The organism is Parasphingorhabdus sp. (assembly GCF_036568145.1).
In the GTDB taxonomy this organism is placed as follows: Bacteria; Pseudomonadota; Alphaproteobacteria; order Sphingomonadales; family Sphingomonadaceae; genus Parasphingorhabdus.
The window spans coordinates 37429-50393 of record NZ_DATCTC010000005.1 but is presented as its reverse complement, the minus strand read 5'-3'; the positions used below and the strand labels follow the sequence as shown (position 1 = coordinate 50393).

Annotated in this window: 12 protein-coding genes; 3 read left to right on the top strand and 9 right to left on the bottom strand. The window is 55.2% G+C overall.

What is annotated here, in order from left to right:
* Nucleotides 1-17 precede the first annotated feature (17 nt).
* Nucleotides 18-485: an MFS transporter gene (locus tag VIN76_RS01005; protein ID WP_332039949.1), complete on the bottom strand. Its 468-nt coding sequence runs from the start codon at nt 483-485 to the stop codon at nt 18-20.
* 339 nt (nt 486-824) lie between these two features.
* On the opposite strand from VIN76_RS01005, the gene VIN76_RS01000 reads away from it, so the two are divergent.
* The gene (locus VIN76_RS01000; RefSeq protein ID WP_332039948.1) at nt 825-1742 is read left to right on the top strand and encodes a LysR family transcriptional regulator; all 918 of its coding nucleotides are present in this window, start codon (nt 825-827) and stop codon (nt 1740-1742) included.
* Between the two features lie 121 nt (nt 1743-1863).
* Here the strand turns inward: VIN76_RS01000 and VIN76_RS00995 are convergent, their stop codons facing one another.
* The 5 genes from VIN76_RS00995 to VIN76_RS00975 all read right to left on the bottom strand — a co-directional run bounded on the left by VIN76_RS00995 (nt 1864) and on the right by VIN76_RS00975 (nt 7525).
* Entirely contained in the window at nt 1864-3012 is a 1149-nt protein-coding gene (locus tag VIN76_RS00995; protein WP_332039947.1) for a CoA transferase, read from the bottom strand.
* A 3-nt stretch (nt 3013-3015) separates the two neighbouring features.
* Nucleotides 3016-3507 carry an acyl dehydratase gene (locus tag VIN76_RS00990; protein WP_332039946.1) on the bottom strand — a complete coding sequence of 164 codons (492 nt, stop codon included), beginning with the start codon at nt 3505-3507 and terminating at the stop codon, nt 3016-3018.
* Nucleotides 3508-3605: 98 nt separating this feature from the next.
* The gene (locus VIN76_RS00985) at nt 3606-5090 is read right to left on the bottom strand and encodes an aldehyde dehydrogenase family protein (RefSeq protein ID WP_332039945.1); all 1485 of its coding nucleotides are present in this window, start codon (nt 5088-5090) and stop codon (nt 3606-3608) included.
* A gap of 16 nt (nt 5091-5106) precedes the next feature.
* A complete protein-coding gene (locus tag VIN76_RS00980) occupies nt 5107-6699 on the bottom strand; it encodes a GMC family oxidoreductase (RefSeq protein WP_332039944.1) in 1593 nt (530 codons plus the stop codon).
* Nucleotides 6700-6724: 25 nt separating this feature from the next.
* Nucleotides 6725-7525: an enoyl-CoA hydratase/isomerase family protein gene (locus VIN76_RS00975; protein WP_332039943.1), complete on the bottom strand. Its 801-nt coding sequence runs from the start codon at nt 7523-7525 to the stop codon at nt 6725-6727.
* A gap of 349 nt (nt 7526-7874) precedes the next feature.
* Here VIN76_RS00975 and VIN76_RS00970 point away from each other — a divergent pair, with 349 nt between their 5' ends.
* Both VIN76_RS00970 and VIN76_RS00965 read left to right on the top strand, forming a co-directional pair.
* Complete coding sequence (locus tag VIN76_RS00970; protein WP_332039942.1) at nt 7875-9368, top strand: AMP-binding protein; 1494 nt, start codon at nt 7875-7877, stop codon at nt 9366-9368.
* Between the two features lie 99 nt (nt 9369-9467).
* Entirely contained in the window at nt 9468-10385 is a 918-nt protein-coding gene (locus tag VIN76_RS00965; protein WP_332039941.1) for a LysR family transcriptional regulator, read from the top strand.
* Here the strand turns inward: VIN76_RS00965 and VIN76_RS00960 are convergent.
* The 3 genes from VIN76_RS00960 to VIN76_RS00950 are packed head-to-tail and all read right to left on the bottom strand — an operon-like array spanning nt 10359 to nt 12958.
* Complete coding sequence (locus tag VIN76_RS00960; RefSeq protein WP_332039940.1) at nt 10359-10604, bottom strand: hypothetical protein; 246 nt, start codon at nt 10602-10604, stop codon at nt 10359-10361. The two genes, VIN76_RS00965 and VIN76_RS00960, sit on opposite strands and share 27 nt — an antisense overlap.
* Nucleotides 10594-11829: an acyl-CoA dehydrogenase family protein gene (locus VIN76_RS00955; protein ID WP_332039939.1), complete on the bottom strand. Its 1236-nt coding sequence runs from the start codon at nt 11827-11829 to the stop codon at nt 10594-10596. Before VIN76_RS00955 ends, VIN76_RS00960 begins: the two co-directional genes overlap by 11 nt.
* 13 nt (nt 11830-11842) lie before the next feature.
* Nucleotides 11843-12958: an acyl-CoA dehydrogenase family protein gene (locus VIN76_RS00950; RefSeq protein ID WP_332039938.1), complete on the bottom strand. Its 1116-nt coding sequence runs from the start codon at nt 12956-12958 to the stop codon at nt 11843-11845.
* Nucleotides 12959-12965 lie beyond the last annotated feature (7 nt).

Genomic DNA, 12965 nt, shown 5'->3' with positions numbered 1-12965 from the left:
GGGGTTCATGAACATATTCATGATGAACTCCGGGCGGGGTTGGAAGGTGTCTGTTTAATCAGCCGGGCAAGCCACAGGAACAGAAGCGCCGCAATGATATACATGGGCGCAAGTGCATAGAAGGCCATCTGCAAGGCATTCTCTCCATATTGCGGACGGAAAAAGTCACTCGCCATTCCAACGAATGTGGGCCCCAAACCAAGGCCGATCAGGTCCATCACAAGGAGGAGCAAGGCGCCCGAAATGACGCGCTCACCTGGAGCGACCTCGCCCTGGACAAAGGTGACGGTCGCTGGGAGGAAAAAGGAGTTAAGGAACAGCTGCACGCACAGCAAGGCAAGCGACACTTCCCATCGGTCTGCTGAGGCGAAGGCAAGAAAGAAGGGTAATGCCAATACCAGCGAGAGCGCCGGAATGCTGGCGTAGGCGGTCTTGTTCTTGGCTCCGAAGCGATCGATGAGGCGACCGGAGTTTTGCCAAAACACGCCGTTCGGCGTAGATCACATGATGTTTGTCGATGAACTTGCATCGACGAAAACTCTACACTGTAGGTTATGTGGATAGCCGCACAGTGGCTTACAAATAAACCAAATGCTCGCCTCCCACGATGAAACCGTCTACTGGTAAATGGATAGAAATGGTTTCACATTTTTGTTGTCTCGTAATAGAGCAGAAATCGCGATGTGAGGGGAAACGAGGGTGACCACCCGATATATTGTATTAATGGACCTGCAAACGAGCCGCAGCCTTTGCTGGAGTGACAAACACCTGCACGGGAGACTGTGCCATTGGTTCGGACACTGTAATAGTCAGCAGTTAAGCTTATGATTGACCGGCGTCTGCAACATGTGGTTACTACTGCACGCTTTGGTTCGTTTACCGCCGCCGCCGAGCGAGCCGGGGTAACCCAGTCGGCAATCACCAAAAGCGTGGCTGATCTGGAGCGTCAGCTTGGATATTCGATTTTCAACAGGACCGCGCGTGGTGTCTTGATGACCGCTGAGGGACGCATTTTTGTCGAACGTGCGTCGCGACTGTTGGACGAGGCGCAGGATATGTTGCGCGGTGCTTCTCAAAAGTCCGACCCCTTTGCAGGCGTATTGAGGATCGGTGTGTGTCCAGCATCGCTCGAATGGCTGTTGGCGGAACCTTTGGCGAAATTGAATAAACAACATCCAACGATCCGACTTGAAATCGTTGGCGATAGTTTCGACAAAATTCTGGAGCAATTAAGATCGGGCGGTGTCGACGTGGCGTTGGGATATGACGACGCCTTCAAGGGTCAGCCAGATCTTCGGCGTGAAGCTATGCAGCCGCTGCGAACCACGTTTTTTGCTCGGCATGGACATCCCATATTGAGCTGCGGTGCGGTGACGCCAGCTCAAATTGCCAAATATGCTATAGTGTCACCATCGGCCTCTTTGCCTTATGACAATGTCTGGCGACAGCTTTACGCGGAGTTGGGCTTCGATGCGCAAGACAGGATGCATATTATCGATTATTTTCCGATCGTGGAAAGGATCGTCGCCAAAACCGATGCGATCAGCCTTGTCGCGATCCCCTATACGCATACAGGCATTTTCAAGAAGCGTTTCGCAACCTTAGAGCTGGTGGACACATTGCCCGCTGCACCGATTTGCTGCGCGATACGTCTTCGCAGCAATCCCCGACCGGCGGTACGCGCTTTTATTGAGGCGTGCCGCGAGCGCATTCCATCATCGGATATAGACGCCGCCATGTAGAGCATCGCGTGGAAAAGTGGGAACCGGTTTTCCGCATAAAGCGATGTGACAACAAAAGATTAGAGCAAGCCAAGTGATTCACATGTCGCGCGGCTTGCTCTAGCCATATCCATCATCGGCGCTATAAGCCTTGCTTGCCGCTTTCAGGTTTCAGAACTTCATCATTATGCTCGCCCAGTCGCGGCGGCATGCGGACAGGGGGACGCTGCCGATCAAACAATACCGGCACGCCTGGCATCAATAAATCGCCCAGCAAGGGGTCGTGCAGAGTTGAAAAAAAGCCGACATCGTGCAGATGCGGGTCTTCGACAAGGTCATCCAGAGACAGGACTGGGGAGGCAGGAATGCCGGCACGTTCACACACGCCGAGCCAATGATCTGTACTTTCTAAAACTACTAAACCGGCGGTGAGCTCGTATAGTGCGTCTATATTTGCTGTGCGCGCATTAATCGTAACAAAGCGTTGGTCGTCCGTGTGCTCGGTCGCTCCGGCTTCGGCAAAAAAGGAGCGCCAATGCGCATCGGTGTAAGGCAGCATGCAAATATAACCATCGCGCGTCCGATATGGACGACGATGGCGCGACAAGACACGCGGGTAGCCCATGTCCCCGCGGGGAGGTATAAAATGCCGGCCATAAAGATGCTCAACGAGGTTGAAGCCCGCCATGCACTCGAACATAGGAATTTCGACGATCGCGCCGCGGCCAGTTGTCGCACGTCCGGTGATCGCAGCGAGGATCGCCATTGCGGCAATTAACCCGGTTGTCTTGTCTGCGGTAATCGTCGGAAAATATTGCGGCACACCTGTCTGGCGCAGCATGAGATCCGCACCGCCCGACAGGCCCTGAATAATGTCGTCATATGCGGGTCGGCCGCCATAGGGACCGGCCTCGCCGAACCCGTGCAGCCCGGCATAGACCAAGCGCGGATTGCGCTCGAGCAGCTTTTCAGGCTCAAGCCCAAGCTTAGCCAGCTTCTGGGGCCGGATATTATGCATGAACACGTCGGCACCGTCGATCAACCGCGCCAATGCAGCGCCGTCATCGGGCTGCTTCAGGTCAAGTACCACACTTCGCTTGTTGCGGTTGGAACTCAGAAACATGGCTGCCATGCCTGCCTCGGTCGATGGACCTGTCTGACGTGTCGAGTCGCCGCCCGGCGCCTCAATCTTGATTACGTCGGCACCAAAATCGCCGAGCCACTGACTAGCCAGCGGGCCCATTGCGACGGTTGTGAGGTCAATGACCCTTATGCCCTTGAGTGGCAACATGGGCTATTCCACCACTTCCGGGCGCCCTGCAATCATGCGCCGCGACGTATAACGCAGTACATGTTCACCATGCTGGTTGAGGATGATGATTGAGGAATCGACGATCGCGCGATTGCCCTTAGAGGTCGGGCGCACGCTGTCAAAGACGATGATCGCGTGCAAGGTATCGCCAACATGGACCGGCGCGATTGCTTCTTGTGTGCAAGCCAGCATCGCAATGCCAGTGCCGCGGATGAGCGATTGCACGATGAACCCTTCGATCATCGAATATGTCAACGCGCCTGGAACAGGTCGTCCGCCCATCGGACCTGCAATCGTTGCGTCAAGAAAGCCGCTGTCGGTCATGCCGGTCAATGTCACAAAGCTTACAAGATCAGTCTCTGTAATCGTGCGCGTGTAGGTGCGAAAGCTCGCGCCCACTTTCATATCCTGCCAATATAATCCGCGGCCAAGCAATGTTGGTTCTGCTCTGGTCTCCACCCCATCAATGTCCATTTTCTTCTCCATGCCTTGAGGCGTTTTTTTGGGCTTATCGCCGTTCAATCCGCTACCCGATTGTCCGAAGAGAAATTACGTGCGGCCGAACGCTCATCTTAAAGTGCTGTGATAACCGTCTTGAGTTCGGTAAAGCTTTCGATGCCGTCGGCCCCATTCTCGCGCCCCCAACCAGACTGTTTGAAGCCGCCAAATGGCAGATTGGGTCCTGCGATTGAGCCGCTGTTAATCGTAATGGTCCCTGCGCGGATCTTTTTTGCCAGCTTGTATGCAGATGAAATGTCCTGTGTCCATATACTCGCAGAAAGGCCATAAATGCTATCATTTGCAAGAGCCGCCAGTTCGTCAAGATCATCGACGGCTGTTGCGACCAGCACCGGTCCGAATATCTCTTCCTGAACCACGCGCATTTGCGGATTTACGTCACCGATAATCGTTGGCTCGACAAAATATCCTTCGGTCCCAAAGGCGTTGCCACCCGATATCACGCTTGCGCCTTCCGCGCGCGCACTGGCAATATAGTCCAGAACTCTTCCATGCTGGGCATCAGAAACAAGCGGGCCCATCGTCGTAGCCGGATCCAGACCCGGTCCAAGCTTGAACTCCGATGCAAATTTCACCAGTCCATCGACGACTTGGTCGAACTGATTTCGCGCGACATAGAGTCGTGATCCGGCGACGCAGATTTGCCCGCTGTTTCGAAAGATAGAATTTCCAGCGCCAGCAATCGCGCTCTCCAGATCGGCGTCTGGAAAGATGATCGTTGGGGATTTTCCGCCAAGTTCCAGCGTGAGGCGCTTAAGGTTACCGCGGGCAGCACCAATTAATGATTTTCCGACCGCCGTAGAACCCGTGAAGGAGATTTTATCAACGCCGCCATGCTCGGCAATCGCTGCCCCGACCACAGATCCGAGCCCTGTGATTATGTTCACAACGCCTGGCGGGACATCGGCATCAAGAAGCACTTCGCCTAACCGAAGTGCTGTAAGCGAGGTTTGTTCGGCTGGCTTCAGGATGACCGTACACCCCGCTGCAAGGGCCGGGCCTAATTTGGATACCGCAGACATTAGCGGAAAGTTCCATGGAGTAATAAGACCGACCACTCCAACAGGCTCGCGAAGTGTCATGGCAACAAACTCGCCCGGCATGTCAACTGCCCGCGTTTCTCCCGCGATTTTCGTACACCAGCCTGCCCAATAGCGGAGTGCCGCAACCGCAGCGGGGACATCGACCCATGTGGACATCGTGATCGGTTTGCCGTTATCGAGTGTTTCGAGCTCGGCGAACTCCTCTTTGCGTGCTTCGATGAGGTCGGCGATGCGCCACAGCAATTTTGCGCGGTCGCCGGGTGTCATGCGTGCCCATGCGCCAGCCTCAAACGCAAGTCTGGCTGCAACGACAGCCCGGTCGACATCCTGTTCGGTCCCTGCGGGGATTTTGGCAATGACGCTGCCATCTGCCGGATTGACGACGTCGAGTGTTTCCCCGCTTTTGGAGTCGCTCCACGCACCATCAATCAACAGTTGAAACGGACGATCAAGAACTGTTTGCGTTTGCGCTGTTGGTTTAATCAATGCAGACATTTTCCAAATCTCCTATTTAGCTCGCGAGTATCATTGCGGCTGCTTTTTCGCCGATCATCATCGAAGGCGCGTTGGTATGGCCACCGATCAGTGTCGGCATGACCGACGCATCGGCAATCCGGAGGCCATCAATACCGCGCACCTTGAGTTCAGGATCAACGACAGCGTCATTACCCATGCCCATTTCGCAGGTGCAGGCCGGATGCTGCGTAATCGTAACGCTCTGACGGATGAAGGCATCCAACGCGTCATCGCTCTGGACAGCCGGTCCGGGAAACGCTTCTGCGCCTACATATTCGGAAAGAGGTGCCTGCTTCACGAAATCGCGGGTCCAGCGTAAGGAATAACGTAGTAGGCGCACATCGTCGGAGTCTTGCAGAAGATTCAATTGGATACGAGGTGGAGCCTCAGGGTCGTTAGACCGAAGCCGCACGGTTCCCCTGCTTCCGGGACGCAGGACAACATTAAGCGAAGTAAGCATGTCGGGCTGCGGCTTGCGCCAACCGGGGAACCAGACGTTGGCTGCCAGATTCGTCGACATGAAAACATTCTCCAAATCCGGTCGTTCCAGATCGGGCCGTGATTTATGATATGCGATGCTGCTCAAAGGCGCGCGTGACACAACGCCGCGACCTGTCAGCATCCACTTCACCAGCGAAAATGCCAGACGGTCTGCACGGAGCTGTCTGCTGAACAGAAACGGCTTTTTTGCGAGAAATCCCATTGGCACCAGGGGATGTTCCTGCAAGCCCGTCCCGACACCTGGAAGATCATGGATGACAGGTATGCCAATATCCCGGAGATGGTCCGCAGGACCAATACCTGAAAGCATCATAAGTTGCGGCGAAGCGTAAGCGCCCCCCGACAATATTATTTCCCGGGTGGCATTCACCCGGAAACTCTGTCCGTCTTTTAGATAGTCGACGCCGGTTGCGCATCCCTCGTCTATGACGATGCGGGTTGCGTGAGCGCCTGTGATGATTGTGAGATTGCCACGTGTTCGCACTGGATCAAGGAACGCTTTTGATGCGCTGGCCCGGCGTCCGCGTAAAGTCGTCTGATCGGGAAGGGCGAAGCCTTCGGGATCACCTGCCTCGAAATCATCAAGTGTGCGATAGCCGAGCGAATCTGCGGTTGCTCGAATTGCCTTGGCAACAGGCTCGTCTGTCGCAGAGCGCTCGACGCTTAGTGGACCGCTTCCTCCATGTGTCGGCCCTTCGCCGCGCCAGTTGCGTTCCGACTTCTTGAAGAGCGGCAGGACTTCGTCATAAGACCAGCCTTTTGCCCCCATTTGCATCCACTGGTCATAATCCTTTGGATGGCCCCGGGAGTACATCAACCCGTTGACCGAGGACGAGCCCCCAAGTACCTTGCCTCTGGGCGTGGGCATCACGCGGTCTGATGCAAAGGGTTCGGGGTCACTGTCATACCCCCAGTCAAAGGTGCTTTCACGAAGCGCCGTGAATACCAAGGGCATTGCCAGCATAAGATTGCGATCAGCATTGCCTGATTCGAGAAGGAGTACGCTGTTTTCTGCGCGCTCGCTAAGCCGCGCGGCCACCACACATCCTGCTGATCCGCCACCGATAACGATATAATCGTAAGTCACTGGCACTGCTCGTGGTTCTTTTTCGTCATTCCGACGCGGCCTTTTCCGCTTTGGTGCCACGCGCGCCCAGCGTTGGCTGAAAGAAACCAGCCTCCATGCATTCTCGCTGTGTGTGCTCTTCGATGCGAATGACCGCCGACAGATCCTCAATCTCGACGGCACGCGACATGACTTCCTTTGTTTTACGTAATCCAATCGGTGATGCCGCTAGCAAATCGGCAATCAACAAGCGGGCGGCGTCCCCAAGCTGATCGTCGTCGACAACCTCTGAAACTAGCCCTGTGGCAAGCGCTCGCTCAGCGTGAATGAACCGGCCAGTCATCATCAGTTCGGCAGCGACCGACGTGCCTACCATTCGCGGCAAGAAATAGCTGGTTCCAAGTTCACAGCCGGATAAGCCGAGCTTTATGAACGCCACGTTCATCTTCGCGCTGGCACCTGCGATCCGAATATCGGACGCGAGCGCGAAATTGAACCCACCACCACACGCCGCTCCGTGAATCAGTGATATGATGACTTGCGGACATGATCGCATGTTCATGATGACGCCGGACAGCGAAGGGCCAGGCCCTTCGTCATTCGCGCCCCTTGGCATGCCTTTCTTTGATGTGTTCAGCCAGACAAGGTCGAGGCCGGCACAAAATGCTCTACCCGCGCCGCGCATGACAACAATGCGCCGCGAATAATCGGACTTAAGGGTTTCGAAATAGTCCCACAACTCCTGGACCATCGTTCCGTCAAGGGCATTTAATCGTTCAGGCCTGTTAAGCGTCAGCCAGTCGACTGCCCCCTCGCGAGCAATCGTAATCGTCGAATATTCCTTCATTTTCTTGCTTTTCCGTCATGGCTGTACGTAGATACAGCATGTGGTAGTCGAACCCGACCGACAGCAGAAATTCCAACGCGGCGAGAGAAATGCCTCACAGGCATAGCGAGGCGACGTGTCCCCCTTGATTGGCACGCCGCCTCGTTAGAGCAAGCCGCGCGATGCTCTAATCATCTCGCAACCATGCCGCCGAGGGTCTTTTGCGTTAGCGAGGCATTCCTGAAAGGAATGTCGTGCACCATTTTATCCGGTCTCGCGCCATCGCGATCTGCTAAGACTTCCCGAGATAAGGGATAAAGCGGCGTTTAAGTCCGTGAAATGGTCCAGATATGCTGAGAAGGAATGAATAGTGGCGAGTGATGGTTCGAGCATGGATGCTGGCAGTTCCCATTCCATTCCAATGGGCGACCTGCTCGCCTCGCATGCTGCCAGAGACCGGGCGTTGCCTGCGGTAACCTTTAATAATGTAACAACAAGTTTTGCAGAGCTTGACGCACTTGCCAATCGCAAGGCGCGCCAGTTGGCTGCTGCAGGTGTTGTTGAAGAAGGCGTAGTGACGTTGGCGGTACCCAACGGCCTGGAATTTTATGTGAACACGTTTGCGATATGGAAACTGGGCGCAACACCCAATATCGTATCATCGAAACTGCCAATGGCCGAGTTGCAAGCCATCGTTGAAATCGCGGCACCTTGCCTGGTTATCGGCGAAGAAGATGCGCGGATTGATGGCTGGGAGTTTCTTGCAACGGGGACAGAGCCAGAACCCCATCAATCGGCAGAACCACTTCCATCGAAGATTTCTTCACGCTGGAAGATCCATACCAGTGGTGGATCTACAGGACGGCCCAAGTTGATCGTCGACAAGAATACCAGTCTCTATGATCCGGTAAAGGCGGTATCTTATTATCAGCCCGGCGACACAATTTTGAACCCGGGTCCGCTGTACCACAACGCGCCCTTTGTCTCTGCCTTCCACAGCCTCTTCGCTGGCAACCATGTCGTGGAAATGGGGCGGTTTGATCCCTTGCGCGCACTCGAACTGATTGAGCGTTATAAGGTCAACATTGTCAGTTTTGTCCCGACGATGATGAACCGGATATGGCGACTGCCCGAAGATCAGCGTCAATCCTTCGACCTCTCTAGCCTTCGGCTCGTACTCCATCTGGCGTCGGTATGTCCTATATGGCTCAAACAGGCGTGGATTGATTGGCTCGGACCTGATCGGATATTCGAAGTCTATGGCGGTAGCGAACTTTTCGGCGGTACAACGATTACCGGGCGGGAGTGGCTTTTACATAAAGGCTCGGTCGGTAAGGTCCGGCAAGGAGCCCGGATGCGCATCTTCGATGAAGCGGGCAATCCTTGCGCGACAGGCGAAATCGGCGAGATTTACTTTCTTCCAGATACAGGTCCTAATTCGACCTATGAATATATCGGAGCGCAGCCCAAGGCCTTGGGCGGCTGGCAAACTTACGGCGATCTTGGCCATGTCGACGAGGAAGGTTATCTTTATATCGCCGACAGACGGACGGACATGATCGTGTCGGGTGGCGCCAATATATTCCCGGCAGAGGTTGAGGCCGCTCTTGACGAGCATCCAGATGTTCGGTCTTCCATTGTCATTGGCTTGCCTGATACTGACCTGGGACAACGGACGCATGCCATTGTCCAGATGGCTGGCGGACATGGCGATGCGGATGCGCTACGGGATTTTCTGTCCGACAAGTTGGTGCGGTATAAAATCCCGCGCAGCTTCGAGTTCACAAACGAAAATCTAAGAGACGATGCCGGCAAAGCCCGCCGGTCACAATTGCGCGAGGAACGTATTGAAAATGCAACGTAACCAAAGGCAGTTCAGCGTTTTTTCCAGCGCAGGATTGTACCAGGATCGGGGTACATTCAATGTTGCTCTGCGACAGTCATTCAGGATATGAATGGACGTATGATCGACCGACGTCTCATTTATGTCGTTTCTACAGCACGCTATGGCTCGTTCACCGCCGCTGCAGACCGGGTTGGCGTGACCCAGTCTGCAATCACAAAAAGTGTCGCCGTTCTTGAAATGGAACTCGGCTACTCGATATTCAATCGGACCGCACGGGGCGTTCTCCTGACCGAAGAGGGGCGAGTGTTCGTCGAGCGAGCATCGCGCCTGCTGGACGACGCGCAAGACTTGATGCATGGTGCAGCGATGGGATCGGATCCTTATGCCAGTGTGCTAAGGATCGGTGTTTGCCCATCCTCGCTAGAATGGTTGCTGGTCGATCCTCTATCGACACTGGTAAGTCGGCATCCCAAAATCCGTCTGAATATTGTCGGCGGCACATATGACAAGATCGTGCAGCAATTACGTGCTGGAGCAATAGATGTTGCGCTGGGATATGATGATGCTTTCAAGGAGCAGCCTGACTTTCGGCGTGAGCCGATGCGGCCATTGCAAACCACACTTTTCGTCAAGAAGGACCACCCCATTCTTGACGTTCACGATCTGACTAAGGCAGATATTGCCAAATATGACCTTATCGCACCTTCCGGGTGGTCGCCCTATAATCTTGTCTGGCGTGAGATCTATGAAGATTCAGCCGAAGAACCGTATGAGCGGCCACATGTCGTGGATTATTTCCCGATTGTGGCAAAACTCGTGCGCAAAACAGAGGCGATCAGTATCGCGTCGATCCATTACACACAAACTAGCATTTTCACGCGGTATTTTGAGTGTGTGCCGGATATTGGTATTCTGCCGGCATCCCCGCTTTGCTGCGCCACGCGTCTGAGATGGGATCCGCGTCCCGCAGTGCGAGCGTTCATTAAGGCTTGCCGCGAACGGATGCCATCATCTGAAATAGTTATCGGCGGTTGAATTCGCAGTCAGAACCGGATTAATAGCGGCACGAACAACCAGACAACAGATTGCGCTATCGGCTTCGACCGTTTTGGCCGCCTTCAGCAATTGGCGCGCAAACGGTGCATTGATCGCATTTCCGGCATCGGGGCGATTGAGCGTCAGATAGGCGACCGCGCCCTTCCGATCCAAAAGAATTGAATTTTCCGCCAAATGGCTCCCCCGTTCATCTGCCACCAGCAATGTCCTTGAAAGCCGGATCGCGATCCACACGAATGTCGAGCGGTAAGCCGAGGACACGTTCAGCAATAATGTTTTTCAGGATCTCGTCGGTTCCACCCGCTATGCGCATTGCTGATCCCCAAAAGAAATTGCGCTGGAAGCCCTCGACATACGGCAATTGGGTCGGGGTCAACATAATACCAAACTGGTCGAGCCTGTCGAGCGCCTCCACGGCCAGATCCTGCATCTGGCGGGCAGCGATTATTTTGCCAATTGAGGCTTCAGGCCCCGGTGTTTCGCCGCGGCTCAGCGCCGTCTGGCTACGCAGACGCGTCAGCTTGAGACCTTCGGCTGCCACATACCAATCGGCGAGTTTTTCGCGAAACCCGCCATCGCTCAGCACCGTGCCTTTTCCTTCCACCCCCGGTAAAACTTTGGCCAGCGCCATGAGCGCGGCCCAGCCAGGGCCAGTTCCGCCACCGACGGACAGCCGCTCGTTCATTAACGTGACAAGCGCAACATTCCATCCTCTGCCAATCTCTCCGACGCGCTGGCTGTCTTTTAAGCGCGCATCGGTGAAATATACTTCGTTGAAACCGCTTCCACCGTCAGCCTGGTGAAGTGGCCTGATGTCGATACCTGGACTTTTCATGTCGGCCCAGAACATCGTGAGACCTTTATGCTTTGGCACATCGGGATCGGTTCGTGCAAGCAGCAGGCCATAATCGGCCATATGGGCGCCTGACGTCCAGACCTTTTGGCCATTGATGATCCAGTCGCCCGAACCATCCTCAGCCTGTAAAGCGCGCGTGCGGCTTGCCGCCACATCTGACCCCGCCCCAGGCTCGGAAAAGAGCTGGCACCAGATATCCTCGCCGCGCATGGCAGGTTTGACAAATCGCTCTTTGTCCGCGTCGCTGCCGGCTGTCATGATGGTAGGCACACACATTCCAAGGCCTAGCCCGAAGATGATTGTGCCGACCCCCAGCCTTGCTTCTTCCTCATGAAATATGATATTTTCGTTGGGTGTGCCTCCCGCGCCGCCCCATTCCTTTGGCCAGGTAATACCTGCGTAACCGGCGTCAGCCTTCTTGGCCTGCCACGCTTTTTCATCGGCAATAAACTCGGGGTTTTCGTGCCCGTGCGCCACCTTGATTCGCGAGACGGGCGCATTCTTTTCCAGCCAGCGGCGTACTTTTGCGCGATATTCGGCTTCTTCAGGACTATCGTTGAAATCCATGGCTATCTCCGGATCACACAGCGTTTCGGGCTTCGAGGTTAAGAACGAGCCGTTCCCGCCAGACAGGCAATCCGCCAAGCGCGAGAGCTAACTGGCGCGAGCGGCGAAGGTGAAGGTGGCAATCTGCCTCCCAGGTAAAGCCCATTCCGCCATGCGTATGGAGGCTTTCTCGCGCGGCGAAATCATAGGCCTGAATGCCGGCAACACGTGCCGCCGCCGCCCCGGCGGGAAGCTCAATCGCGCCCGCGTCGAGCGCCCATGCACCATAATATGCACTTGATCGGGCGATCTCGTTCTTGACATAAATGTCTGCCAGCTTGTGCTTTATTGCCTGATAGCTGCCTATCACGCGCCCAAAAGCATAGCGCTCCATGGCGTAGTCCCTGGCGACTTCCAGACAGCGATCAGCTCCTCCTACCTGCTCAAAAGCGAGCAATACCGCCGCGCGGTCAAGAATTGTGGCCAGCGACGCCGCACCATCACCTACAGGGCCCAGCCGTTCACATGGTGCGCCCCGGAATTCTACACGCGCTGCGCTGCGGGTGGGATCGAGCGTCGGGACTGTTTCACGTATGATCCCGTCGCCTGTCAACTGCACGACAAACAGGCCGGGGCCCGCTTCATCAAGCGCTGCGACGATTGCGTGTGTGGCGATATCACCGTCGGTCACGGGCAGTTTGGTACCATTGAGCCTGCCGCCCGCTACACGCGCATCTATTGCCGTGAAGGCGGTCAATCCCTCACGCTCGCTAGTGGCCAGACAGCCAATCACGTCTCCGCGTGCCACTCCGGGTAGAATGGCTTCACATTGGGCATCGCTTCCAAGCGCCATGATACCCTCGGCAAAGACATAGACTGTCGAGGCGAACGGAATAGGTGCAATGACGCGACCAAGCTCCTCGGCGATAGCGCAAAGCTCAATGTGCCCAAGGCCACTACCACTCCATTTTTCGGGTATCGCGGCGCCTGTCCATCCCATGTCTATCACCGCCTGCCACAGCTCGCGATCAAAGGCTTTGCTGTTGTCGTCAAGAACTTTGCGGGTAGTCGTGATCGGGCAATGTGCCTGGAGGAATTTGCGAGCCTCCTGCTTCAGAAATTTCTGATCGTCGGTATAATCAAAATTCATCCTTGGT